Genomic DNA, 24,014 nt, shown 5'->3' with positions numbered 1-24,014 from the left:
GCGTGAAAATACTGAAAGCGGCGCCGGGCCTCGACCCTCACAATTATCTTGCCGCCCAACTGCCGGACGATGTCGTCACTGAGGCCGATTTTTCGCGCCCACTTGGAGACCAGGTAGCCGATGCTGAGGTGCTATTGCTGCGCGATGTACCCATTACGAAAGAAGTCATCGACGCTGCGCCCCGCCTGAAGCTCCTTCAGCGGTACGGACAGCATATCGTGGATGTCGACATCGCGTATGCCCGCTCCCGGGGTGTACCGGTAGCTCGCGTGCCCTCGTCGATATCGAAGTCGGACGTGGTCGTGGCGGAGCACGCCTTTTATCTCATGATGGCCCTTGCCAAGCGGCAGATTGAATCGCAGCAGGCATTCGGAGAAGGGCGGCTGGGCTTTCCCGAGACTCAATTACTGGCTGGCAAAACATTGGCATTGATTGGTGTCGGCGGTACGGGTGCACAATTGGCCCGCATGGCGTATTCGTTTGGCATGGAGGTCCTTGCCAGTAAGCGCAACCTGTCCGACTTGGACGGTGCCGACGCTTATATTAAGCAAACTTGGCCAGCGGCGCATATGCAAGAGATGCTTTCCGCTGCCGACTATGTATCGCTGCATCTACCCCTTAATCGGGGAACGCGCGGCACGATCGATAACAAGGTCTTCCATGCCATGAAGGCCTCGGCTTATTTTATCAATATCGCCCGAGGGGAAATCGTCGATAAAGCTGCTTTGCTGCGAGCTCTAGACGAACAGCGGATTGCGGGCGCGGGAATCGACGTATTTTGGGACGAGGATAATTTCAATCCAGCGGAGTTCGAAGGACTTAAGAACTTGCTCTGTACTCCACATATCGCTGGCGCGAGTGTCGATTGTCTGCATGCCTTGGCCGACGCGGTGGCTCTTAACGTGAATCGCATTCGTGACGGCAAGGCGCCCTTGTACAGTGTCGAGGACGGTGATGACTGAAATGATCTCGTTGGAAAGCATAGTCAAGACGTATCCTGGTTCCCGGGTACCCGCTCTTAAAGGCGTGTCGCTTGATGTGCGCGATGGCGAATTTTTCACTTTGCTGGGTCCTAGCGGATGCGGCAAGACGACCTTATTGCGGTGTATCGCTGGGCTCGAGAATCCCGACGCGGGCGCTATCCGCATCGGTGGGGCGGCTGTGTTTGATTCTCATCGGGGGCTCAACACGGGTCCGAACAAGCGCAATATCGGCATGGTGTTTCAGTCGTATGCGATTTGGCCCCATATGACTGTCTTCGAGAATGTTGCTTTTCCTTTGCGCTGCCGCGGCGAACGCGATCTAAAAGCCAAAGTCATGCATGCCATGGAGGTGGTGGGACTCGAGGCCTTTGCCGATCGTTATTCTTCAAGACTCAGTGGTGGGCAGCAGCAACGGGTAGCACTTGCCCGCGCAATCGTCGCGCAGCCGGACGTAATGCTGCTGGACGAACCCCTTAGTAACCTGGATGCCGCACTTCGTGGGCAGATGCGCGTAGAGCTACGACGTTTGCAGCGCGAGGTGGGTATCACCACTGTGCTGGTCACGCACGATCAGCACGAAGCTTTGGCGATGTCCGATCGAATTGCCGTGATGTCGGGCGGCGAAGTGTTGGAGGTCAACGATCCACGCGAGCTCTACGAGCGCCCATCCACGATCTTTTCAGCGCAGTTTCTGGGTAATGCAAATCGTCTGCAGGGCACCCGCGCGGAAGGCTCACATACGGTGTCCACCCCCATCGGGGTGTTGAGCGTCGACACGCTTCCTGCAACGGGCGACGTCGCTTGCTTCGTCAGGCCGGAACACATAGAGCTTCATCTTCCGTCGACCCTCAACGGCGTGCCCAACAGTTTTAGCGCCACGGTTACCGAAATAAGATACGTCGGTGAGTATTGCGAGTGTGATGTGACGATCAATGGCAAGGACGGAGCGGTAACGCTACGCGCGCGTATGGCCTTGTCGGATGCCTTTCAGTCGGGAGCCGCCTGCATTGTCAGGCTTCCCCCTGAGTCCATCCATTGCATTCCCATTACCGCAGCGACTCTTTAAACCTCTTTACCCAATGCGTCGTCGAGGCATCGTGCTTGGGATCTGCCGCTTTGCCGGACAGCTCGCCCGCGATACCTTTCGCCAGCATCTTGCCGTACTCTACGCCCCACTGATCAAACGGGTTGATGCCCCAAATCACCGCCTGCACAAACACTTTGTGCTCGTAAAGGGCCAGCAAGGCCCCCAGCGTGTAAGGAGATAAACGCGGCAAGACGATAAGGTTGGATGGCCGTCCGCCGGCATGGACTTTGTGGTGGGCTAGCCAGCGTGCGCGCTCTTCCGGTACACCTTCGTTAAGACTGTCTTGCAAGACTTCTTCAAAGCTCTTGCCTGTCAGCAGGGCCTCGCGCTGGGCCAGGCAGTTGGCCAGCAGGCTTTTATGATGCTCTGGCCAGCCATGGTCGGCGTGTTGGCATACGATGAAGTCAACTGGCGCGCCGTCGCTGCCCTGGTGCAGCCACTGAAAGAAGGTGTGCTGCGCGTCGGTGCCCGGCATGCCCCACACAGCGGGGCCGGTGGGCACGCCCACGGGTTCGCCCGCCAGGTTCACCGACTTGCCGAGTGACTCCATTTCCAACTGCTGTATGTAGGGCACCAGGTTGGCCAAGCGGAAGTCGTAGGGCGCGATGTTCAGCGACCCATAGTCCAGGACGCTGCGGTTGACGATGCCCGACAAGGCCATCTGCACTGGGGCGTTCTCGGCAAACGGGGCTTCCGCAAAGTGCGCGTCCATGGCGGCGGCGCCTGCCTGCATGCCGGCAACCACATCCGCGCTGACCGCCAGGGCGGTGGTCAGACTGACAGCCGACCACAAGGAGAAGCGGCCGCCGACCCAGTCCCAAAACTTGAAAATATGGGTGTCGGGTACGCCCCATTCGCGCGCGACATCGGGGCGTGCGGTAATGGCGACCACTTGCTGATAGGGGTCGCTGACGCCAGAGCCTTGCAGCCACTCGATGGCCCGTTGGCCGTTCTGCAACGTCTCGGCCGTGGTGAAGGATTTTGACGCCAGGACAATAAGGGTGTCGTGCGGGTCGAAGCCCGCCAAACCACCCTCGATGGCGTGGCCGTCAATATTGGCTACAAAGTGCACTTGCCGCCAGGTGCCAGCGTAGCCGAATGCGCTGACCGCCAGGCGCACACCCCAGTCGCTGCCCCCGATGCCTATATGCACGATGTTGCGCCAACGGCGTTCCGAGTCGGCCATACGCACGAATGCATTCAGCCGCTGACGCTCGGCGGCTATTTCTTCGGTGGGGGCGGGGGCGCGCAAGGCGCTGTGCCAGGCGGCGCGCTCTTCCGTGACGTTGGCGACGCCGCCCGTAAGCAGGCGTTCGCGCATCTGCGGAAAATCGCGCGCAAGCAATAAGGCCTCGGAGGCAGCGGCAAGCCCGGGTGAGCTACCTTGTCCGCTGATATCGATGTCGATGTCGGCGGCCCTGATGACGCGCAATGCATTGACGTCGATGGTGACTGCCGAAGCCGCTTTCTCGAAGGCAATCCATTCGGGCAAGCCGGCTAGTGTCGGTTGCTCGGGGAGATCTCGCGAGTAATCTGTGGCAGTTTGTTTGCTGGTCACCGGCGTTCCTTCGGCATGTCGATCGTTAATCGATTGTAATGCCTTCAGGACTGCCGTTTATGCAAAATGCAAGCCGTGTCTCCGGCTGTTTCAGTGCTTAACGGCGACGCTGGCTGGGGCCGCCTGGTGCACGACCGGCGATATGGCGGAAGGTGATGCGACCTTTGCTGAGGTCGTAGGGGGACATTTCCAGCGAGACTTTGTCGCCTGCCAGAATGCGGATGTGGTGCTTGCGCATTTTTCCGCCGGTGTACGCGACAACGGGGTGGCCGTTATCCAGGGTGACACGAAAACGAGAGTCGGGCAGAACTTCAGTTACGAGACCACCCATTTCGATCAATTCTTCTTTAGCCATATATGTTTCCTGTAAAAATTTAAGGAAAGCACCATCGCGCCGGACTCGCGCTGCGTATCATCCGACAGACCGCCGACGGCGGCTAAAGGGCGAACAGGTGCTTCGTAACGCCATGTTGGCGTTGGGTGCTGCGGCCATAAAGTGGCCGTGTATGGAGTTGTGCGTTGGTGCAATGTGCGGCTGTATTTAGCTTTAGCACTGCTTGGGGTAATTACCAATACACACCAGTAGCAATGTTAGCATGGCGGGCTTGCAAAAGCCAGTTTTTTATGTCATATGCGACGTTCAGTGCATGGGACGTCGCGTCATACATACGCGATAATGGCGCTTTGCCTTCTTCAGAGTGCGCAACATGTCTTCGACCATCCTCGTTACTGGCGGTACGGGTTTCATAGGAAGTCACACTACCGTGGCCCTGCAGCAGGCCGGGTATCGGGTCTTGATACTGGATAACTTGTGCAATAGCAGCATGGCGGTTCTGGACTCGATTGCTGCCATCACGGGCACTCGTCCCGAGTTCATGCTGGGCGACGTATGCGATGCCGAGTCCTTGCACACTGTTTTCAAGCGTAATGACATCGTTGCTGTGCTGCACTTTGCCGGCCTGAAGGCCGTGGGCGAATCCACACGCATACCGCTGGCGTATTACGACAACAACGTGCATGGTAGCGTCCAGTTGCTGGCGGCCATGCAACGGGCTCAGGTGCGCTGCTTTGTGTTTTCTTCCTCGGCCACCGTTTACGGCGATCCGCAAAAGCTGCCACTGACCGAAGACCATCCTCGATCCGCCACCAATCCCTATGGGCATACCAAGCTGGTGGTGGAAGACATCATGGCCAATCTGCATGCCAGCGAAGACGGCTGGCGCATGGCGCGCTTGCGCTATTTCAACCCGGTCGGTGCCCACCCCAGCGGCCTGATAGGCGAAGCGCCGCAAGGCACGCCCAACAACTTGATGCCTTATGTCGCGCAAGTGGCCACGGGCCATAGGCCCAGCCTGCAGGTGTATGGCAACGACTACAACACCCCGGATGGCACGGGCGTACGCGATTACATACACGTAATGGACCTGGCCGCAGGCCACGTGGCCGCCTTGCGTCATTGCCTGGATGCCAAGCAGGCCTTGTTGACGGTAAACCTGGGCACGGGCAAGGGCTATTCGGTACTGGAGATGGTACGCGCGTTTGAGGCGGCCAGCGGTCGGCCTGTGCCTTACGATATCGTGGCCCGTCGGCCTGGCGACATTGCGGCTTGCTGGGCCGATACCGAACTGGCTCATCAGACGCTAGGTTGGCGGGCCACCAAAGAGATCGATGAAATGTGTGCCGACGCCTGGCGCTGGGAAACCCAGCGCGCCCAACGCAAGTAGCTTAGGCTCTGTGCCGGTATTGCCGTGTATGGGCTTTGTCCTTGTGGCCATGCGCCAGCGGCAGGGCGGTTTTGTACGACACCTGTTTCAGTGCGAAGCTGGAGCGTATCTTGTCGATGCCGGGTATGGGCGTAAGCTGCTCCAGAATGAAGTGTTCCAGCGCCCCGATGTTGGCCACAGCCACCCGGATCAGGTAGTCCGAATCGCCAGTCATCAAATAGCACTCCATCACTTCGTCGTGCTCGGCAATGCGTTGTTCGAAGTTGGCCAAGGCTTCCTTGTCTTGCGACTTCAGGCTGATAGAGATGAACACGTTAAGTCCCAGGCCCAGGGCCGCCGCGTTGGCCAGGGCAACATAGCGCACGATAATGCCGGCCGCCTCCAGTGCCTTGACGCGAGCCAGGCAGGGCGATGGCGACAGATGCACGCGTTTGGCGAGCTCTACATTGCTAAGCGAGCCGTCGCGTTGCAACTCGCCCAGTATCCTCAGGTCGGTTGCATCCAGTTTCATCTGCCGAGTATTGTCGTTCATGCGGCATTTTATGCTGAATTCTGCCGGTAAGCTTGGCAGCATCAAAAGCACATGCTGCCTTGATTATCGGAGAATAGGGCGTTGTCATCTGATCATTCTGGACCTTGGCCATGAGTTCTCCCATCCCTACCAACATGTTGCTGCCCAACGCCGTTGATATCGATCCCGAAGAGACAGCGGAGTGGCATGAGGCTTTCCAGTCTTTGGTCGAAGCCCATGGCCCGCAGCGCGCCGCCTTCATGCTGGACGAGCTGGCTCGGCTGGCTGCCAGCCAGAGCGTGCGCTGGCGGCCCACGCTGGGCACGCCCTATGTCAACACCATACCGGCGGCGCAACAAGCAGCCTTCCCGGGCGACCTGGCCATGGAAGAGAAGCTGGGTGCATTGATGCGCTGGAACGCGCTGGCCATGGTGGTGCGCGCCAACGCCGCGTACGGAGAGCTGGGCGGCCATATTGCCAGCTATGCCAGCGCTGCGGATCTGTTCGAGGTTGGCTTCAACCATTTCTTCCATGCCAGGTCCGAACAGCATGGCGGCGACCTGGTCTTCTTGCAGCCGCATAGCGCACCGGGCGTTTATGCCCGCGCTTACCTGGAAGGACGGCTGACCGAGCAAGACCTGTCCTTTTATCGGCAAGAGCTTACTGCTCCGCAACATGGGGCGCGCGGGCTATCCAGCTACCCCCATCCTTACCTGATGCCGGACTTCTGGCAGTTTCCCACTGGCTCTATGGGCATAGGCCCCATCAGCTCCATCTATCAGGCGCGCTTCATGCACTACCTGACCGACAGAGGCCTGCTGAACTGCACCGGGCGCAAGGTATGGGGCATATTTGGTGACGGCGAAATGGACGAGCCCGAATCCATGAGCGCTTTGACGCTAGCCGCACGCGAGCGTCTGGACAATCTGGTCTGGGTCGTCAACTGCAACTTGCAAAGACTGGACGGCCCGGTGCGCGGCAACAGCCGGGTCATCGACGAGCTGGAGCGGTTGTTCCAGGGCGCTGGGTGGAACGTCATCAAAGTGCTGTGGGGCAGCGACTGGGACGGCCTGTTCGCACGCGATCACAGTGGCGCCCTGATGCGTGCCTTGTCCAACACGGTGGACGGCCAGATGCAAACCTTTGCCGCCAAAGACGGCCGCTATAACCGCGAACATTTTTTTGGGCAGACGCCCGAGCTGGCGCAGCTGGTTGAAGGCATGAGCGACGAGCAGATCGACGCCTTGCGTCGGGGTGGCCATGACCTGGTCAAGATCCATGCCGCCTATGCGGCGGCCGCCACGCATACCGGCACGCCTACGGTGATACTGGCGCATACCAAGAAGGGCTACGGCATGGGCAGCGCCGGCCAGGGCCGCATGACGACTCACTCGCACAAGAAGTTCGAAGACACCGATTTGCTTGGCTTCCGCGATCGCTTCAAGCTGCCTTTGACCGACGAACAGACGCTGGGCTTAAGCTTTTACAAGCCGACGCCAGACAGCCCCGAACTGCAGTACCTGCGCAAGCGGCGGGAGGCCCTGGGCGGGCCCATGCCCGTACGCCACACGGCTGCTCCCGTGCTGGACCTGCCGGCCATCGACAACTATGCCGGCTTTGCTGCCAAGGAGGCCGGCCGCGAGATGTCCACCACCATGGCCTTCGTGCGCATGCTGGGCGGTCTGCTGCGCGATGCACAGTTGGGGCCACGCATCGTACCCATCGTGGCGGACGAAGCGCGCACCTTTGGCATGGCCAATCTGTTCAAGCAAGTGGGCATTTATTCCAGCGTCGGCCAGCGCTACGAACCCGAAGACATTGGGTCCATCCTTAGCTATCGCGAAGCCATCGATGGCCAGATTTTGGAAGAAGGAATCAGCGAAGCGGGCGCGATCTCCAGCTGGGTGGCCGCAGCCACCAGCTACAGCGTGCACGGCATCGCCATGCTGCCCTTCTATATCTATTACTCCATGTTTGGCTTCCAGCGCGTGGGCGACCTGATCTGGGCCGCCGCCGATCAACGCCCACGCGGCTTCCTAATCGGCGCAACGTCCGGCCGCACAACCTTGGCCGGGGAAGGCCTGCAGCACCAGGACGGCAGCAGCCACCTGATGGCAAGCACCATCCCCAACTGCAAATCGTATGACCCCGCCTTTGCCGGCGAGCTGGCCGTTATTGTTGATCGCGGCATGCGCGAAATGGTTACCGAGCAGCGGGATGTTTTCTACTACATCACCATCACCAACGAAAACTATGCACAGCGGCCCTTGCCGGACGGAGCGGCAGAGGCTGTGCTGCGCGGGGCCTATCTGTTCGAGCGCGTCGAAGCTGATGCGGCCGCCTTGGCAGGGGGCGCCGCGCCGCAGCGGGTCGTGCTGCTGGGCTCGGGCGCCATCTTCACCGAAGTGCTGCAGGCGGCAAAGCAGTTGGCCGCGCGCGGCATCGCCAGCGACGTGTACAGCGTGACCAGTTGGACAGAGTTGGCACGAGACGGCCAGGGCCACCAGCAGGCTTACATTACCGGCCTGCTGGAAGGCTCCCCAGCACCCATAGTTGCGGCCACCGACTACGTGCGCCTGCTGCCCGAATCCATACGGGCCTATCTGCCGCCAGGGCGCCGGTATGTCACCCTGGGCACCGACGGCTTTGGTCGCAGCGACACCCGCGCTGCACTACGGAAATTCTTTCAGGTTGATGCCAATGCCATCGAGCAGGCGGCCCTGCGCTCATTGGCATAGCACTGGGCGACCTGATATGCTTTCGGGAAAACCCCAAAAGAAAGCGCTCGCCCCTGAATGAAACCCGCAACAATGCAGTTGATTCTGATCGGCATCATGGCCATCTGGGGCTTGAACATCTCCGCCATCAAGGTGCTGACGGATTACTTCGACCCCCTGCTTATCGCCGTCATTCGCATGATCATGGCGGCTGTGGTTATCAACATCGCCGTCGTCTGGACGCGCCGTCCCATGCCGCTGTTGGACATTACATCGGGCCAGTGGCTGCGCCTGACCTTATGCGCCGTGCTGATGGTTTACGCCAACCAGATCATGTTCACGACCGGCATGCAGACCGCCAGCGCCACGAACTCGTCGATTGTCCTGGCACTTAGCCCCTTGGTGGCCTCGCTGCTGGCCGCCTTGATTTTCCGGGAAACGCTGACCGGCGTGCGCGTGTTGGGCATCGCGCTGGGCTTTGGCGGCGTGTTTGCCGTGGTCTTCAGCGGCCAGGGGGCGGCGCTATCTGGCCCCACCTGGGGCGATGTCTTGATCTTTGCCGCCATGCTCAGCTTCGTGGGCGGCGGCCTGTTAATCCAGGATCTGGCACGGCAGTTCAATGCCCTGACCATCAGTTGCATCATCTACACCATAGGCGCTGTCTTCCTGTGCGTGCACGTTTCCTTCAGCAGCGTCCCCCTTGATCTGGCGGTACTGGCCGCGCCTGGCGTGTGGCCCTGGTTGCTGATGATCTTCTCGGGTGTGATGGCTACCGCTGTTTGCAACGTGATCTGGAATCGCGCCATCGCCGAACTCGGCGTGGCACGCACGTCCGTGTTCCAGTACTGGATACCCGTGTTTGGCGTGGGCTTTGCCATGCTGTTGTTGGGCGAACCGTTCTCGTGGTGGCATCTGGTGGGCCTGGTCGGCATTTTGCTGGGGACCTACCTGGGTACCCGCCGGCCGAGGGTTCGATGATGACGCCGGTGCTGGTCATCCATGGCGGCGCGGGCGCTATCTCGCGCGTTTCTGCCAGCCCGCAGGTATTGCAAGAGTACGAAACGGCCTTGCTGGCAGTGCTAGAGGGTGCCAGTCGTGTTTTAGCGGAGCAAGGCAGTGCGCTGGATGCCGTCACCGAGGCCGTGCGCCTGCTGGAAGAATGCCCCTTATTCAATGCCGGTCGTGGCGCTGTCTTTACCAGCGATGCACGGCACGAGCTGGACGCGGCCATCATGGATGGGCGCACGCTTGCCTGCGGTGCAGTGGCCAACGTCAGCACACTGCGCAACCCCATTCTGGCAGCGCGCGCCGTCATGGAACACAGCCCGCATGTTTTGTTTGCGGGCGCCGGCGCCGAAGCGTTTGGTGCGCAGCACGGGTTGGAAATCGTCCCGCCCGATTTCTTCTCCACCACAGCACGCCGTGAACAACTGGAGCGCGTGCGCCGTACCGGCGAAGCCACCATCGCCTTGGACCACGACGCCCCGCTGGACGAAGGCAAGAAGATGGGCACCGTCGGTGCAGTGGCATTGGACGCTTATGGCAACCTGGCCGCCGCGACCTCCACTGGCGGCATGACCAACAAGCGGCCCGGCCGCGTCGGCGATACCGCCATTATTGGCGCCGGTTGCTATGCCAATAATCAAACATGCGCCGTGTCGGCCACCGGCACCGGCGAAGCATTCATGCGCCTTGTCGCCGCCTACGACGTGTCGGCGCGGATGCAGTATGGCGGGGCTTCGTTGGACGACGCAGCGCGCCATGTCGTGGCGCATAGCCTGCCAGCCGTCGGCGGAGCGGGCGGACTGATTGCCGTGGACGCGCAGGGCAATCTCGCCATGCGGTTCAATACGCAGGGCATGTATCGCGGCTATGTGCGGGTGGGGCAGGATGCGGTGGTGAAAATTTACCGTTGAAGCTATAGGCCCTGCCGTTCCGCTACGAGCAGTTACAGAGTTGCTGCAGAACTATTACAGAACAGACCGATACGGCCGTAGTTATTTCACGCTGCTGCAAACTGACGTTTTCGCCTTGCCCGGTTAGATCAGGCTGACTACGCTGGCTTCACTGACATTAATAGGAGTCGTCATGAAGCTGCATCGTAATTTTGTTCGCGTCGCCACCGTCGGATTGTTGGCCCTCACATTGGTCGGGTGTGCGCACCACGACCGCAAGACTAGCAATACCTTGATGGGTGCCGGTCTGGGTGCCGCTGCCGGTGCAGTGGTAACTGGCGGCGATCCTCTGTATACCTTAGGTGGTGCAGCAGCGGGCGGGTTGCTGGGCAACGTCCTGACTGAAGATCGTCAATACCGCGGCAAGGAAAGCCGCAGTCGCGGGCGCGGCCATAAGAAACACCACCGGGGCCGACGCTGAGGTAGCAGCGGCACAGCGAGTGGGGGGTCAGGCAATTCCGGTTACTAGCACCAGCGCTCGCTCGACCGCCCGCATTCTTTCGTCGTCTATCCGCCCGAAGGTTTTGCCTATTTTCGCCCGAGGGATAGTTGCAATCTTATCTGCCATGACTTGAGACAGGGCTTGCAGCCCATTGCTCAAGTCCGGCTCTATCGTGATGCGAAAGAGGGCGTTACGCAGCTCGCTGGTAATCGGGCATACGATTACGCTTTCCAGCTCAGCCAAGAGATTGGATTGGATGATTAAGGCCGGGCGAGGCTTGCCATAGTCCCCTTGTAAAGACACTGTTACTAGATCGCCACGAACAGTCACTGCCAGCCTTCAGTTTGCGCAGCAGCCGCTTCGACGAACCCCAACATGTCGTGCTCGGCTGGATCATTCTTTAGCTGGCGACATTGTTGCTGAAGCTGCTGCGCGATCTCGGGTATGCGAGTGTCAGGAACCCACATCTGAATTGGGCGCAGACCTGCAGCGCGCAGCTTGGCGCGATGGCGCTCTACTTTGCTTATCGTCGGCATGGTCGTCCTGTTAAAGTGGCTAAGCGGGGTTACATGTTACCTTGCATGGAGCGATTAAACAATATGCAGGCGTTGCTTGCACAGCGGTTCAGCATTAGGGAATCAAGAGCTTGACGCTGGCAAGACCGAATCATTGGCCGATGTAGTGGCCAAACTGAAAGCCAGTAGAGACTCGAGTTGATGCCAGGCGCACGAACGGCTATAAGATCTTGCCGACTTCGCGCGAAGTGAAGATTGATGTGCGGATGAGCTGGTTTAGGTCGCGATCCAGCCAACGAAAGGCGGCGGAAACTATCAACTACAAGCCCAGCCGCTCTCGCTGATAGCTGCCATCCTGCACATGCTGGCACCATTCTCGGTTATCCAGGTACCACTGCACGGTTTTCCGGATGCCTGATTCGAAGGTCTCTTGCGGCGTCCAGCCCAGCTCTTGCTGGATCTTGCTGGCGTCTATGGCGTAGCGCATGTCGTGGCCGGGGCGGTCTTGCACATAGGTGATCAGATCCCGGTATTGCGCCACGCCCGCCGGCTTGGCGGGGGCGAGCTCTTCCAGCAAATCGCAAATGGTTAGCACTACCTCGATATTCCGCTTTTCGTTGTGACCGCCCACGTTGTAAGTCTCGCCCAGCTTGCCCTCGGTTACTACCTTGTATAGCGCACGGGCGTGGTCTTCGACGTATAGCCAGTCACGCACCTGCAAGCCTTTCCCGTAGACCGGTAAGGGCTTGCCCTCCAACGCATTCAAGATCATCAACGGGATCAGCTTTTCGGGGAAGTGATAAGGCCCGTAATTGTTGGAGCAGTTGGTAATAATGGTGGGCAAGCCATAAGTGCGACGCCAGGCTCGCACCAGATGGTCCGAACTGGCCTTGCTGGCAGAATAGGGCGAGCTGGGGGCGTATGGCGTGGTTTCGGTAAACAAGTCTTCCGGGTCTTCCAGGTCGCCGTATACCTCGTCCGTAGAAATATGATGGAAGCGGAAGCCGTCGCGGGCGGCACCTTGCAGGCCGGCCCAGTATTGCCTTGCGGCTTCCAGTAGGGTGTAAGTGCCCACAATATTGGTTTCGATGAAAGCTGCCGGCCCATCGATAGACCGGTCCACATGCGATTCCGCCGCCAGATGCATCACCGCATGCGGCTGGTGTTGCTGGAACACGCGGTCCAGCGCCCCACGATCGCAGATGTCGACTTGTTCGAAAGCGTAGCGGTCGCTGCCAGCCACTTGCGCCAGAGACTCCAGGTTGCCGGCGTAGGTAAGCTTGTCCACGTTGATAACGGCATCGCCTGTGTCGCGGACAATATGCCGGACCAGTGCCGAGCCGATAAAGCCGGCACCGCCGGTGACAAGGATTTTCATGAATTTTCTTCTAGCGTAACGAGGTTAATTGTAGGTGCAGGTCTGGTGCCGACTGTTTAGGCTTCGCCCGACTCAACTACTTGGGCGCTACCGCGAGATCTGGGATCTGGCCTAGGACATACCGAACGCAGGCCGTCAATATGCTCGTTGAGGTCATCGGGTATGGGACGCCACATGGGATCCAAAACAAAGTCTATTCCCTCGCGCCGCGCGAGCTTGGCTGCTGGGACAAAGTCAGCATCGCCAGCGACTAGAACAATTTTGGAGACTTGTTGTTTAAACGTCAAAGAGGCGATATCCAAGCCTATTCGCATGTCCACACCCTTCTGGCGAAGGTCAAGCTCAACGTCAGCGTCCGTAAGCTCCTCAAGCGTTTTCTTGCCTTTTAACAAATCTGTCGCGCTTGCAGGTTTAAGCCTCCAGTCAGCATGTGTCAGGTTACCCAACCGCAGAGCTAGCTTCCTCTTTTTTAGTAAGGCGTGGTGAAGTTGATGTCTGAATTTCGCTTCTTCTCGCTTAAGTGCATGAGTGCGTATCTACAGGCCAAATCTGCAGCTCTTTTGCCATCGTATAGATTGTGCGGCTCGATAGCACGAAATCGCTTGATGAAGTAAGCGCCATCAATCAGTATCGCTGCAGTCATAGCGTACGACCCCGTTGGGCAAAAGAAAAGCCCAGAGGTTCGGCGGTCACGGGATGTGTGTGGCGCTTACTGCTAAGGGCTTGATGTGGAAATTATACGGAAATCCCTGGCAAATATCTAGAGCTATGGATATTTTGATCCTCCGGTGGAGTACTTCGGCTCAATACGGAACGCGTAAAATAAGCAGCATGACAGCACCCGCCGCCGATCAACCGACCCCCTGGCATGTGGCCTACACCAAGCCGCGCCAAGAGAACGTCGCCAAAGATAACCTCGAACGCCAAGGGTTCGAGGTGTATCTTCCCTTGTTCAAGACATTCAAGAAACCCCGCCAGATGGCTGATAAGGCAGCAACCGAAAAGTTGCTGACTTTCGAGCCCATGTTTCCGCGCTATATTTTCTTCAGGCCGACCAGCGCTCAGCAGTCCATGGGTACGCTGCGCTCGACCCGGGGTGTGTCTACTGTGGTGATGTTTGGTAATACGTTTGCTCAGGTCCCCCTGGATCTACTGGATTCAATCCGGCTTGCGGAAAGCCTGCGCAACGAGGCGGGGCTGGAAGAGGTCAGCCCTTACAAGCCGGGCAGTTGGGTTCGCCTGCGCGATCCGGCGCTGTCGGGCCTGGAGTGCCTGGTTCAAGAGGTATCGTCCGAGCGGGTTACGGTGCTGCTGCAGATACTGGGTCGGCAGAAGTCGCTGAAGGTGGACTTCAGGCAGATTGAAGCGCTGTAGCGGCAAGCGCCCATAGCGCCTAAAACCGCGTTTGCACACCCATCATGAAGATGTCCCGCTGGTTGTCGTTGAACGCCACATTAGAGCGATTGCGCGCATGCATGTACTGGGCTCGTACCACCAGGTTGCGGCCCGCCCATCGGCTTACATCCCATAGCGCGGTCAGGCCGACAGTCTGTTGACGGTCGTCCCGTACATCGGGAAAGAAGGCCATGGCTTTGTCATAAGTGACATTGGTGTAGCGATAGTTGGCGATAAATTCCAGATCGTGCCGCGCTTTCCAGACGGCATACACGGATGGGCCGTTGGTTCGTCGCGAGAACACGTCTTCGTTGGCATGTTCGCGCTGCAACACGTATTCCGCGCCCAAGTTCCAATCAGGAATCAATTGGGTGTTAACGCCCAAACCGGCATGCAAGCCGTGGGCGTCGCGCCGCCTGTCTACTTGTACCCGCCGATCGAAATAGCCGGTGCTGAAGGTAAGGTTCACCTTGTGGATCACAGCCTTGGACACGCGCCCGACCACACCAGTGTTCGCTTCTTGCAGACGGCTATCCTGGCGTATGTACCGGATGCTCGGTTGCAGGCTGGCCGATACCCCATGCTGCTGGTTGCGGTAGATCAGTGCCGTGGCCAGCGTCAGGCTGTCGTTCGTAAAGTTGGCATCTTCGAAATAGTCGGTGCGCGATACGCCGCCCTGGAACAGCAGCGAGAAGCGCGGACTAAGCCGGTGGGCATAGCTGCCATTGAGGCTGGTGTTGGCGCCCCAAGACGACTTGGGCATTGCTTCGGGTACCAGGCGAAACTGTATCGGGGTGGTGCCCACCACGGCGGGGACGATGTCAGACGTTGGGCCGCCGTTGATGTTGCTGTCGTGTATAAGGCCGGCGAATAGCTCGATTGCCCAGGGCTTGCTTGCCGTGCCGGCGATCAACGCCGCCGGATCGTTGGCGCCCAGCCGTTCGGCTAGGTTTTGCATAATGGGCGAGGCTTCGTCGCCAGGCCCGACGCGCGCTGCATCTGCAAACAGGGGCCCGGCAAGCCCGGGTTGACCGGCTTTCACATATAGGGCTGCCAGTTCGGCTCGGGGGCGCGTGGCATTGGGCAGCAAGGCGATCAACTGGCGGTAATAGGCAATGGCCTCTTGCGTGTTGCCTGAAGCATCGGAGCAGCGCGCCAGCAGGTACAGGCTGTTGGCATCTGCGGTCGCTGCGCCGCCAGCGCGCTTCAGTATGATGCAGGCGGCCCCGGGCCGATTCTCTTCCAGCATCAACTGGGCCAGGGCGTTGCGTTGAGCCGTGACGGTCGCTGATGCGCTGCTCTGGGCGTTTGCGGCGCCTGCCGCGAAGGTGGCCGTCATAGCCAGGCCCGCAAGTGTCGATAGCGACACGCTGGCGCGTCGTTTCCAGTGTTTGGTTTGCATAGTTTATGTGCCGGTGTTGGTGCTAGCGTTTGCCGTTGAAGGTGCCGTCCGCCGATGCCGATCCGCTATCGAAGTCTATGCCCCAGGTGCCGCCCACTTCTTCTGCGGCCGGCCCGTAGAACATGCCATTGATATCTACGCCAGTCACAATAAGCGGATTGGGATCCAAGCTTGCTCCATAGCTACCGCTTGCCGCACTGACCGAAGTGAAGCTGTTGCCCGGCTGCTGGATCGTGAAAATTGCCGCGCCCATGTTGTTATCGAAGAATATTGACGATTCAATCTGCTCGGCACTGAAATCGGCCACCATGGTGAGATCACCGTTTAGAGCCGTTCCATTGGCAAAGGCGCCGCTAGCCCGGCCGTTGTATAGCGCAGTGCCGGTGAAGGGCATATCCGAAATGGGCGTAACGAACCCGGCATCGAAGTACGGATACATAGCGACCTGATCGGCACTGGTCGCCGCCTGTACGACGGATTCTTCTACCAGTTGACCGATAAGTACTTCATTGGCGATTTGATCCGTCCAGGCAAGGTTGTCGTTCGACTCGGGTGGCGCATCCGGATCGGCGGCGCCTGAGTCGGTAGTGGTTTGATCGGTGTCCGCCCCAAGCATGCCGGCCAGGTCTTGATTGGTGACTTCGCCTTCCGGGTTGGCGTCGGTGGGATCGACCATGTTTTGGTCCAATACCTGGTCGCCCAGGATGGCGACCGACGCTGTAAAGGCTGCGTTAATAAGCTGCTCGCGAGTTGCCGGCTGGGTGTAATCGGAGAACCCGGGCATAATGCCGGCCTCAACCGCAGCCTTTATGTACCCTTGCGCCCAATCGCTTGCGCCCGGCACGTTGGGGGTGTTGTCCATGTTCTGGTCCAGCTCCAACAGCTCTACCACCAGTTTTGCCAGATCTTGTAGGCTTACATCCCCGCCCGGACTGAATACTCCCTCGGGTGACTGGGGAGTCTGGTCGGCACCTTGAAGGTTGGCGATGTCCCAGCTGGAACGAGATGTGTCGGAAAAGTTCGGTTGCTGCGGAGGGCTGGGCACTGCTTCCAGACCCATGAGCAAGGCAGCGACTCGCGCGAACTGCGCGCGGTTCATATTTTGATCGATCGCCGCGTCAGCCGACGTCCCAGTAATAATACCCTTGGCCGCGAGGGCATCGAACTTTTCCTGGGTGGTAAGACCTTCGCCATGCGCCAAGGCGCATACGCTTGATAGCAGCAGCGTTGCTGCATATTTGAATGGTGTCGTCACTAAGGGCTCCTGGCGAGCAGGAATATAGCGCGTAACGTTTGCTCGCAATTATTATTATTTGTAGCGTTGGGTAGTCTACGGCCAGATGGTCAAACACGCAACAGAAAATGTCGGTTACCGTAGTGGCTAATCAAGTTGCCGGGCTCTACATTTGCCTGCACGGGGAATGATCCAAACTACGCTTCAACCAAGCTGGGAAACCGCGGTCTCAGCCAGCGTTTTCTTCTTTTTCGCGCTGATGTTGGCTGTGCCGTCGGGTTATTCGTACGGCGCTGCCGCCCTGTTACTGCTGAGTCTTGTCTGGCTTGTCCAGCATCGCAGTCTGCGTATAGACGCTGCAGATAAAACCCTTTGTTATCTGCAGCTTGCTGTGTTTGCTGTAAGTCTGATCATGCTGCTGGTTCACGACAACGCAGCCCGTAGCCTGGATCAAAACAGCAGGTGTCTCCTGGCCATCCCGATACTCATCTTTCTGCGTGCTGTGCCGCCCCGGCTGGAAGCGTTATGGGCGGGGCTTGTTGCCGGTGCAATTGCAGCCGCCTGCGTAGCAGCTTGGCAAGTTCATTGGGCCGCTGTCACCATCGACCGGGCTACCGGCTTTGTGACCAGCGCCGTGCCTTTCGGGAATATGGCGTTGATGTTGGGGCTGCTATGCGTTGCGGGGATGCCGTGGGCGAGGTCCCAGCAACGGTCGCACCAGCCATACTGGATTGCAGCGCTACTGCTGGGCGCCACGGCCGGAGCTTACGCGTCGGTGGCATCGGGCTCGCGGGGTGGCTGGTTAGCACTTGCACCCGTTGCGCTGATTCTTATGGCAGCGTTCGTGACACGACGCAACGCGGCTCGCTGCACTCTTGGCATTGCTGCATTGGCCGCGGTACTGGCTGTAATGTGGACTATGCCCGATAGCACAGTGCGTCAACGCTACGACGAAGCCGTGGTAGAAATAAGCAGCTATGTGCAGGAAAACGATTCCCGCTCTTCCATAGGAGGACGGCTGGAGATGTGGCGGGCGGCTGCCGCCAGTATTCCCGAGCGTCCACTGTTGGGCTACAGCCGCGCCGAGTATCCCCAGCATCTGCAAGTGCTTATCGAGCAGGACCGCGTTGCCCCTTATGCGGCGGAACTTGTCAACACACACAACAACTATTTAGAGGTTTGGCTGTTCGAGGGTCTGCCGGGCTTATTGGCCTTGCTGGCCCTCTATGGCTTTCCATTGTGGTTCTTCTGCCAGAGGCTGCGATCAGAAGATCGTACGGTGCAGTCGCTGGCGGTGGCCGGCGCTGTGCTTCAGGTGGGCTTTTTCACGTTCGGGCTGACCCACGTGATTCTAGGGCGCAATAGCGGGGTGGTTTTCTTTACGGTTACGCTGGTGATTCTGTGGGCGGGGCTACGAAAACGAGAAGCCTACTTCTAGTAACTACAGTGAGAGGGTAAGCTGCGCGCCGGGATGTGACGCTCACTTAGATTCCTACCACCTATAGCTGATGGCCAAATGATATAAAATGCGGGCCTACACCGATGATCGGCGGTCGAATAGGCCTGTCGCATACTTCCCATCCAGCTGCTTGGTTTGACGGGAGGAGGTCAGAACGACGTGTCGAAGCCGGCATGCTCCTAACTGACAACCTAAAAAGTCCGATAACATGATAGGCACGCCATCCGCCTTCAGATTAGTATGAATATAGTGTCTAGATGAGTGCGACCCTCCCCTTAGAATCACGCCGCTGCTTCTCTTTGGCCGCGTCCTTGAGCGCCTTTCTCTTTTACGCCCTCTGCTTCGTACTCCCTTCGGGGTACTCATATGGGGCCGGCTTGGTTTTGCTCGCGAGCGTTTGGTTTTTTATTAGCAACAAGACAGTGAGCGGCCTCTCGGTCGAAGATAAGCGCCTAGCCTTAGTGCTAGGCGGCACCTTTCTAGTGGCGCTCGCGGCCTTCCTAGGCCATGGAAACAAGCCCAAGACGCTAGACCAAGTCAGTCGATGTTTGTTACTCATTCCAGTATTGTTCTTTTTGATAAAGATACCGCCTAGGGTAGGCTACTTATGGTCGGGTGTTGCCGTCGGAGGGATTACAGCAGCATGTATAGCGGCTTGGCAAAAGTTCGGCTTAGGCATCGAAAGACCATCAGGTTTCATGACTAGTGCTATACCTTTTGGCGACCTAAGTCTTGTCACTGCTTTCCTATGTTTGGGTGGTCTGCTTTGGGAGCGGCCCACCGATGGAAGAGCAATGAATAACCTCAAATTCGCAATGCTGTTGTGTGGTTTTCTTTGCGGTATTTTTGCTTCATTTGTCTCAGGAACGAGAGGTGGATGGCTCGCTGTGCCGTTGGTTCTGGTTCTTTTTTGCACTTCACTCCTGCCCAAGATGGCGGTTCGACAGAAGATTACAGGCGTGCTTATAGTGCTTGTCGGATTGGGCGGTACCTTCGGCGTATTGCGCGACGATTTGTATGCTCGCTACGACACGACCGTAACGGAGCTCCAACAGTATGTTGAAGGAGACCGCTCCGCTACGTCCATTGGCCTAAGGTTAGAAGCGTGGAGCGTCGCAGCGGCTCATATTGCTCAACGACCGATATTAGGGTGGGGCCACGAGGAATACATCAACTCAGTAGAAGCGCTCACCCAAGAGGGGGAGATTGGCCGGTCTGTCGGTGGCCTTTCGAATACCCATAATAACTATTTAGAAGTTTGGCTGCACCAGGGCGTCTTTGGCTTGGCGATGCTCATAGCTTTATACTCGCTGCCATTTTTCTACTTCTGCAAGAGGCTCGGTTCGGACCGGCGGAATGTAATGGCCCTGGCAATATCCGGGGCTTCCGTAGTTGCATCCTTCGCAGTGTTTAGTCTTACACAGGTTATTCTGGGTCGGAATAATGGAGTAATCTTCTACCTCCTGTCGGTCGCCTTACTCTGGGGCTGCATGAGAAATGAAGAGGGCCGGGTCTGGTCTGATGGCGACCCCAAAGGTGGATTGATTACCGGCATAGATGAACTGCCAAGTTGAAGCAACAGGCAATACGAGCCTACGTGAGTGAATTTAAGATGGGAAAGCCTAAGGGCAAAATATTGTTAGTCGCATATGGCGGAGGCCATGTCGCGATGCTCGCCCCCATCGCTTTAGCATTGATGGAAGCGCGCCGCGAGTTCGTTTTCCTGGCGATGACGACAGCTCGCGAGCACCTCGAACGGCTTGGAATTCCGAGCATCGGTTTCAAGGATTTTCCAGAGGCGCAGAGCTCCACTGTGCGACAACGGGGTTTAGCACTGGCCTCGGATATTCCGCGGGGTGGTAGTGTTAGCCTCGAAGAGTCGGTGGCTTACCTGGGGCTTAACTTTCAAGCCTTGGTGGAAGAGCATGGCGAAGAGCGCGCCAACGCGCTGTACTCCAAGCATGGCCGCCAAGCATTTTTACCCGTAAATCTCCTGAAGAGCCTTATAAGGCGCGTAGGAGCCAGCATTGTTGTCGCCACTAATTCACCTCGAGCTGAGCAAGCGGCTATTGTGGCTGCAGGTGAGATAGGTATCCCGTCGGTCTGCGTTATCGACATGTTTGCCCTTCAGGAAATTGCCTGGATAGGCCAATCTGGTTACGCTGACCGCCTCTGTGTACTCAACGAACAGGTCAAAAGCCTATTCTTGGAAGCGGGACGTGAACCTTCCGAGATCATCGTCACTGGTAACCCGGCTTTTGATAGCCTGATGGACGAATCTGTAAAGATTGCCGGCCAACAAATGCGTGAGAAACGCGGCTGGGGGGACGGTCTAATTACCATCTTATGGGCATCGCAGATGGAGCCACAACGTCACCCGTTCGACGGCCGAGTGGGCGATCCGGAGTTGCCCCGGAAAGTCGAGGCACAACTGCGGATTTTTATAAAATCCAACAAGCGCTTCAGGCTGGTCGTTCGCTATCATCCGAGCGAGCATGTTCAGTTTGCGCAGGGTAGCGAGCGAGTGGAACTTAGCGTCTCATCCGAACCAATTGACGTTTTGCTGCATGCTGTTGATCTCGTCGTTGTGTCAGCCTCAACGGTAGGCCTTCAAGCTTTCATCGCTGGCCGCCAGGTAATATCGGTGGACTGCTCCATCTGGGCTAAAGATGCTCCGTTCTCGCAGATGGGAATCTCGCATGGTGTTCAGGAAATTGGCGAGCTGTCGCGGGCGATTTTGGATATTACTAAGCGGCAAGATAGCGACCATGGTCGTGTGTCGCGCCTGGGTTTAGAGGGTACGAGCGCGACCCAGCACGTGGTCCAGGTAATTAATTCCTTGTTAAAGATGTAGTAGCTTTGGAGAATTTAATGGAACGTATTTTAGTACCGCAAGAAACCGACAAAAGTTTATTTAGTAATGATCGTTCCGACTTGCAAACAAAGTATGGGCTCCCCAAGCACGTGCAGTACTGCACCAAGTGCGTGATATCGAATCAAAGGCCGAATTCTGCTGTGGAGTATACCCACACGAAGGCATCGAAGAAGGCCACGATTCATTTTGATGATGCCGGTGTTTGTGACGCGTGTAACTTTGCAGAGAAAAAGCGTACGGCGATAGATTGGGCCGACCGAGAACGTCAGCTAAGGGAGCTCTGCGATCGTCATCGTAGCAATGACGGCAGTTATGACTGCATCGTTCCGGGTTCCGGCGGCAAGGACAGCTTCTACGCTTCGCATATCCTACGTACTAAGTATGGCATGCATCCTTTAACCGTGACCTGGGCACCTCACGTTTATACTGAATGGGGATGGAAGAACTTTCAGCGGTGGATACATGCCGGTCACGATAATCTTCTTATGACCCCGAATGGGCGGGTCCATCGGCTGCTAACTCGGCTTGCGGTAGACAACTTGTTCCATCCGTTCCAAGCGTTTATGTTCGGACAAAAATCATTGGCACCGAAAATGGCGCTGTTGCATAAGATTCCGCTCGTTTTTTATGGTGAGAATGAGGCTGAGTATGGGAATCCTATTGGCGATACCGACACCGCGAAACGGGACTGGTCGTACTTTACCGCTGGAGATCAATCTAAAGTTAGCCTTGGCGGTGTGTCCATAGCCGATCTAAAGAGCCATTTTGGTGTTGAGCAGCAAGACTTATTGCCCTATCTCCCTGCCAATCCAGAAGAAATAGAGCGACAGAAAGTCGACGTCCACTACTTGGGGTATTACTTAAAGTGGCATCCTCAAAGTTGCTACTATTACGCGGTAGAACACGGGGGCTTTGAAGCCTCTCCTGAGCGGACGCCCGGAACCTATAGTAAGTACAACAGTATTGATGACCGGATCGACGACTTTCATTATTACACTACAGGCGTCAAATTCGGTATTGGACGTGCGAGCTATGATGCAGCACAAGAGATCCGATCTGGAGATATAACTCGTGACGAAGGCGTCGCGCTTGTTAAGCGATTCGATCACGAGTTCCCTGAACGATTTGCAGACGAAATATTTCAGTATCTCAGCGTCCCGGAAAATGAATTTCCGGAGGCTAGCAAAATGTTCGAACAACCTATTATGACTCGTGACTATTTCATGAGGCTTGCTGATACTTTTCGGAGCCCTCACCTATGGAAGTGGGAAGGCAATGTATGGTCGTTGCGACACGCTATCAGTTAATAAGAACGATATCTTAGGGTAGGATTACATGAGTAATTTGCGGCTCATCCCACGATTGGATATTAAAGGACCGAATCTAATCAAAGGCATTCGGTTGGAGGGACTTCGTGTGGTGGGAGACCCGCAAGAGTTTGCCCTGCGCTATTACGAAGCTGGTGCTGACGAGCTGATTTACATGGATATTGTCGCAAGCCTATATGGAAGAAACAATCTTGCCGCAATAATTAAAAGAGCGGCTGACCAAGTATTCATTCCGATCACAGTAGGCGGAGGGATTCGCTCTGTAGACGATGTGCGCGAGATGCTGCGTTCCGGAGCCGACAAGGTTGCAATTAACACGGCGGCCATTGCGCGACCAGCGCTTATATCAGAGGTGTCCCGCCGGTTCGGATCCCAAGCTATGGTGTTGTCAATCGAAGCCAAGCAGGTAGCGCTTGGGAAATGGGAAGCATATACCGACAACGGGCGTGAGCGTACGGGGTTCGATGTGGTCGAGTGGGCTGCGCGGGGCGTGGCGTTGGGCGCGGGCGAGGTACTTGTTACGTCGGTAGACCAAGAGGGCACGCGTAAAGGATTTGATGTGAAGTTGATCCGAGCCGTCAGCGAAGCGGTAACTGTTCCGGTTATTGCAAGTGGGGGAATGGGACATGTTGACCATATGGTTGCGGTGGCTCAAAGTGGGCTTGCCGCGGCGGTCTCGATGGCTAGTGTTGTGCACTACGGCTATATCCCGCTAGAACAAATACGCGCCGCAGCAATACACGCGAAGTTACCTGTGAGGAAGATTTAGATATGCCGAAGGTAACGCTCCTGGATTACGGCATGGCGAACTTGCTCAATGTCGCGCGCGCGTTTGAGTATTGCGGTGCCGAGGTGAAAATAACGACGGACGCCGGAGAGGCTCGGCGAGCGGATCGTCTTGTAGTACCTGGGGTTGGCGCCTTTGAGGATAGCCTTATAGAGATTCGTGATCGGGGCTTTGATGATGCCATTCACGGGTTCATCGGCTCCGAACGACCTCTTTTTGGGATTTGCGTCGGTATGCAAATGTTGTTCGACGTCAGCGACGAGTTTGGCGAGCATGCTGGTTTAGGTGTTCTGCCCGGGCGGGTGAGGGCTGTGCCGAACATGACAACCAATGGGGCGCCTCAAAAGGTACCTCATATTGGGTGGAATCATCTAATTTCACCGCTTTCTCAAAGGAACTGGAGTGACACCTTGCTGCACCCATACGTGGGCTTACATCCTGCCGTATATTTCGTGCACTCATTTTCGCCGGAACCGAGCGAAGTATCACATCGCTTGGCCGACTGTATGTATGGCGGGCACCGAATATGCGCAGCAGTTCAACATGAGAACATCATGGCTACGCAATTTCATCCTGAGCGTAGCGGTAAAGTTGGTCTGCTATTACTGCAGCGGTTTATGGATTTGTAGGTCGGTTGCGTGGGTGACGCAAACTCGTCATTGCG

At 57.3% G+C, this 24,014-nt stretch carries 23 protein-coding genes; 14 read left to right on the top strand and 9 right to left on the bottom strand.

The genetic code is table 11. The features are described 5' to 3' along the window. Positions 1-2 precede the first annotated feature (2 nt). On the top strand, positions 3-962 hold the full coding sequence (locus tag CKA81_RS13435) for an NAD(P)-dependent oxidoreductase (RefSeq protein ID WP_164878406.1): 960 nt from the start codon (positions 3-5) through the stop codon (positions 960-962). After that, a complete protein-coding gene (locus tag CKA81_RS13430) occupies positions 955-2,049 on the top strand; it encodes an ABC transporter ATP-binding protein (RefSeq protein ID WP_128355730.1) in 1,095 nt (364 codons plus the stop codon). Before CKA81_RS13435 ends, CKA81_RS13430 begins: the two co-directional genes overlap by 8 nt. On the opposite strand, the gene pgi is transcribed toward CKA81_RS13430, so the two are convergent. Both pgi and infA read right to left on the bottom strand, forming a co-directional pair. Continuing rightward, positions 2,030-3,628, bottom strand: coding sequence for a glucose-6-phosphate isomerase (pgi, locus tag CKA81_RS13425; protein ID WP_228255723.1), 1,599 nt, complete (start codon positions 3,626-3,628; stop codon positions 2,030-2,032). The two genes, CKA81_RS13430 and pgi, sit on opposite strands and share 20 nt — an antisense overlap. Before the next feature lie 97 nt (positions 3,629-3,725). Next, complete coding sequence (infA, locus tag CKA81_RS13420; RefSeq protein WP_013744218.1) at positions 3,726-3,983, bottom strand: translation initiation factor IF-1; 258 nt, start codon at positions 3,981-3,983, stop codon at positions 3,726-3,728. A 352-nt stretch (positions 3,984-4,335) separates the two neighbouring features. On the opposite strand from infA, the gene galE reads away from it, so the two are divergent. Continuing rightward, positions 4,336-5,352 carry a UDP-glucose 4-epimerase GalE gene (gene galE, locus CKA81_RS13415; protein WP_128355729.1) on the top strand — a complete coding sequence of 339 codons (1,017 nt, stop codon included), beginning with the start codon at positions 4,336-4,338 and terminating at the stop codon, positions 5,350-5,352. Position 5,353: 1 nt separating this feature from the next. Here the strand turns inward: galE and CKA81_RS13410 are convergent, their stop codons facing one another. After that, positions 5,354-5,863 (bottom strand): Lrp/AsnC family transcriptional regulator, encoded by a 510-nt coding sequence (locus tag CKA81_RS13410; protein ID WP_128356804.1) that lies wholly within the window; start codon positions 5,861-5,863, stop codon positions 5,354-5,356. Between the two features lie 131 nt (positions 5,864-5,994). Here CKA81_RS13410 and mdeB point away from each other — a divergent pair, with 131 nt between their 5' ends. The 4 genes from mdeB to CKA81_RS13390 all read left to right on the top strand — a co-directional run bounded on the left by mdeB (position 5,995) and on the right by CKA81_RS13390 (position 10,956). Continuing rightward, positions 5,995-8,601 (top strand): alpha-ketoglutarate dehydrogenase, encoded by a 2,607-nt coding sequence (gene mdeB, locus CKA81_RS13405; RefSeq protein WP_128355728.1) that lies wholly within the window; start codon positions 5,995-5,997, stop codon positions 8,599-8,601. Positions 8,602-8,658: 57 nt separating this feature from the next. Next, on the top strand, positions 8,659-9,558 hold the full coding sequence (locus CKA81_RS13400; protein WP_228255722.1) for a DMT family transporter: 900 nt from the start codon (positions 8,659-8,661) through the stop codon (positions 9,556-9,558). Next, positions 9,555-10,496, top strand: coding sequence for an isoaspartyl peptidase/L-asparaginase family protein (locus tag CKA81_RS13395; protein WP_128355727.1), 942 nt, complete (start codon positions 9,555-9,557; stop codon positions 10,494-10,496). The genes CKA81_RS13400 and CKA81_RS13395 overlap by 4 nt, the downstream gene beginning before the upstream one ends. 172 nt (positions 10,497-10,668) lie before the next feature. Continuing rightward, a complete protein-coding gene (locus CKA81_RS13390; RefSeq protein WP_128355726.1) occupies positions 10,669-10,956 on the top strand; it encodes a hypothetical protein in 288 nt (95 codons plus the stop codon). 27 nt (positions 10,957-10,983) lie between these two features. Here CKA81_RS13390 and CKA81_RS13385 read toward each other — a convergent pair whose 3' ends face one another. The 4 genes from CKA81_RS13385 to CKA81_RS17480 all read right to left on the bottom strand — a co-directional run bounded on the left by CKA81_RS13385 (position 10,984) and on the right by CKA81_RS17480 (position 13,184). After that, positions 10,984-11,307, bottom strand: a complete 324-nt coding sequence (locus CKA81_RS13385) for a type II toxin-antitoxin system PemK/MazF family toxin (protein ID WP_128355725.1) — start codon at positions 11,305-11,307, stop codon at positions 10,984-10,986. Next, complete coding sequence (locus CKA81_RS13380) at positions 11,304-11,513, bottom strand: antitoxin MazE family protein (RefSeq protein ID WP_128355724.1); 210 nt, start codon at positions 11,511-11,513, stop codon at positions 11,304-11,306. The genes CKA81_RS13385 and CKA81_RS13380 overlap by 4 nt, the downstream gene beginning before the upstream one ends. A gap of 298 nt (positions 11,514-11,811) precedes the next feature. Continuing rightward, on the bottom strand, positions 11,812-12,870 hold the full coding sequence (rffG, locus tag CKA81_RS13375) for a dTDP-glucose 4,6-dehydratase (RefSeq protein WP_128355723.1): 1,059 nt from the start codon (positions 12,868-12,870) through the stop codon (positions 11,812-11,814). 56 nt (positions 12,871-12,926) lie between these two features. After that, on the bottom strand, positions 12,927-13,184 hold the full coding sequence (locus tag CKA81_RS17480) for an NYN domain-containing protein (protein WP_317135172.1): 258 nt from the start codon (positions 13,182-13,184) through the stop codon (positions 12,927-12,929). 517 nt (positions 13,185-13,701) lie between these two features. On the opposite strand from CKA81_RS17480, the gene nusG reads away from it, so the two are divergent. Beyond that, positions 13,702-14,244 carry a transcription termination/antitermination protein NusG gene (gene nusG / locus CKA81_RS13365; RefSeq protein WP_128355722.1) on the top strand — a complete coding sequence of 181 codons (543 nt, stop codon included), beginning with the start codon at positions 13,702-13,704 and terminating at the stop codon, positions 14,242-14,244. A 19-nt stretch (positions 14,245-14,263) separates the two neighbouring features. Here the strand turns inward: nusG and CKA81_RS13360 are convergent, their stop codons facing one another. Together CKA81_RS13360 and CKA81_RS13355 are read right to left on the bottom strand one after the other, a co-directional pair. Beyond that, a complete protein-coding gene (locus CKA81_RS13360; RefSeq protein ID WP_128355721.1) occupies positions 14,264-15,667 on the bottom strand; it encodes a surface lipoprotein assembly modifier in 1,404 nt (467 codons plus the stop codon). Positions 15,668-15,689: 22 nt separating this feature from the next. Continuing rightward, complete coding sequence (locus CKA81_RS13355; RefSeq protein WP_128355720.1) at positions 15,690-16,922, bottom strand: transferrin-binding protein-like solute binding protein; 1,233 nt, start codon at positions 16,920-16,922, stop codon at positions 15,690-15,692. 166 nt (positions 16,923-17,088) lie between these two features. Here CKA81_RS13355 and CKA81_RS13350 point away from each other — a divergent pair, with 166 nt between their 5' ends. From CKA81_RS13350 to hisH, 6 genes are all read left to right on the top strand, one after another. Then, complete coding sequence (locus tag CKA81_RS13350; protein WP_128355719.1) at positions 17,089-18,339, top strand: O-antigen ligase family protein; 1,251 nt, start codon at positions 17,089-17,091, stop codon at positions 18,337-18,339. Between the two features lie 815 nt (positions 18,340-19,154). Further along, positions 19,155-19,934, top strand: coding sequence for an O-antigen ligase family protein (locus CKA81_RS17110; protein WP_164878405.1), 780 nt, complete (start codon positions 19,155-19,157; stop codon positions 19,932-19,934). 23 nt (positions 19,935-19,957) lie between these two features. Further along, positions 19,958-21,214 carry a glycosyltransferase family protein gene (locus CKA81_RS13340; RefSeq protein ID WP_128355717.1) on the top strand — a complete coding sequence of 419 codons (1,257 nt, stop codon included), beginning with the start codon at positions 19,958-19,960 and terminating at the stop codon, positions 21,212-21,214. 17 nt (positions 21,215-21,231) lie between these two features. Then, a complete protein-coding gene (locus tag CKA81_RS13335; protein WP_128355716.1) occupies positions 21,232-22,542 on the top strand; it encodes an N-acetyl sugar amidotransferase in 1,311 nt (436 codons plus the stop codon). Positions 22,543-22,570: 28 nt separating this feature from the next. Continuing rightward, positions 22,571-23,332, top strand: a complete 762-nt coding sequence (gene hisF, locus CKA81_RS13330) for an imidazole glycerol phosphate synthase subunit HisF (RefSeq protein WP_128355715.1) — start codon at positions 22,571-22,573, stop codon at positions 23,330-23,332. Positions 23,333-23,364: 32 nt separating this feature from the next. Beyond that, entirely contained in the window at positions 23,365-23,979 is a 615-nt protein-coding gene (hisH, locus tag CKA81_RS13325; RefSeq protein WP_237183391.1) for an imidazole glycerol phosphate synthase subunit HisH, read from the top strand. The last annotated feature ends 35 nt before the right edge of the window (positions 23,980-24,014 follow it).

The organism is Pollutimonas thiosulfatoxidans (assembly GCF_004022565.1).
Classification (GTDB): domain Bacteria; phylum Pseudomonadota; class Gammaproteobacteria; order Burkholderiales; family Burkholderiaceae_B; genus Pusillimonas_D; species Pusillimonas_D thiosulfatoxidans.
Note: the sequence above shows the minus strand (reverse complement) of the source record. Positions and strands in the feature narration are given on the sequence as shown.

Excerpts from the sequence above, each read along its gene's own strand:
- CKA81_RS13395 (WP_128355727.1), top strand. The coding sequence starts at position 9,555 with ATGATGACGCCGGTGCTGGTCATCCATGGCGGCGCGGGCGCTATCTCG.
- CKA81_RS13410 (WP_128356804.1), bottom strand. The coding sequence starts at position 5,863 with ATGAAACTGGATGCAACCGACCTGAGGATACTGGGCGAGTTGCAACGC.
- mdeB (WP_128355728.1), top strand. The coding sequence starts at position 5,995 with ATGAGTTCTCCCATCCCTACCAACATGTTGCTGCCCAACGCCGTTGAT.
- hisH (WP_237183391.1), top strand. The coding sequence starts at position 23,365 with ATGGCGAACTTGCTCAATGTCGCGCGCGCGTTTGAGTATTGCGGTGCC.
- hisF (WP_128355715.1), top strand. The coding sequence starts at position 22,571 with ATGAGTAATTTGCGGCTCATCCCACGATTGGATATTAAAGGACCGAAT.
- rffG (WP_128355723.1), bottom strand. The coding sequence starts at position 12,870 with ATGAAAATCCTTGTCACCGGCGGTGCCGGCTTTATCGGCTCGGCACTG.
- CKA81_RS13335 (WP_128355716.1), top strand. The coding sequence starts at position 21,232 with ATGGAACGTATTTTAGTACCGCAAGAAACCGACAAAAGTTTATTTAGT.
- CKA81_RS13350 (WP_128355719.1), top strand. The coding sequence starts at position 17,089 with ATGATCCAAACTACGCTTCAACCAAGCTGGGAAACCGCGGTCTCAGCC.
- galE (WP_128355729.1), top strand. The coding sequence starts at position 4,336 with ATGTCTTCGACCATCCTCGTTACTGGCGGTACGGGTTTCATAGGAAGT.
- CKA81_RS13400 (WP_228255722.1), top strand. The coding sequence starts at position 8,659 with ATGAAACCCGCAACAATGCAGTTGATTCTGATCGGCATCATGGCCATC.
- CKA81_RS17480 (WP_317135172.1), bottom strand. The coding sequence starts at position 13,184 with ATGCGAATAGGCTTGGATATCGCCTCTTTGACGTTTAAACAACAAGTC.
- infA (WP_013744218.1), bottom strand. The coding sequence starts at position 3,983 with ATGGCTAAAGAAGAATTGATCGAAATGGGTGGTCTCGTAACTGAAGTT.
- nusG (WP_128355722.1), top strand. The coding sequence starts at position 13,702 with ATGACAGCACCCGCCGCCGATCAACCGACCCCCTGGCATGTGGCCTAC.
- CKA81_RS13390 (WP_128355726.1), top strand. The coding sequence starts at position 10,669 with ATGAAGCTGCATCGTAATTTTGTTCGCGTCGCCACCGTCGGATTGTTG.
- CKA81_RS13430 (WP_128355730.1), top strand. The coding sequence starts at position 955 with ATGACTGAAATGATCTCGTTGGAAAGCATAGTCAAGACGTATCCTGGT.
- CKA81_RS13380 (WP_128355724.1), bottom strand. The coding sequence starts at position 11,513 with ATGCCGACGATAAGCAAAGTAGAGCGCCATCGCGCCAAGCTGCGCGCT.
- CKA81_RS13360 (WP_128355721.1), bottom strand. The coding sequence starts at position 15,667 with ATGCAAACCAAACACTGGAAACGACGCGCCAGCGTGTCGCTATCGACA.
- CKA81_RS17110 (WP_164878405.1), top strand. The coding sequence starts at position 19,155 with ATGAATAACCTCAAATTCGCAATGCTGTTGTGTGGTTTTCTTTGCGGT.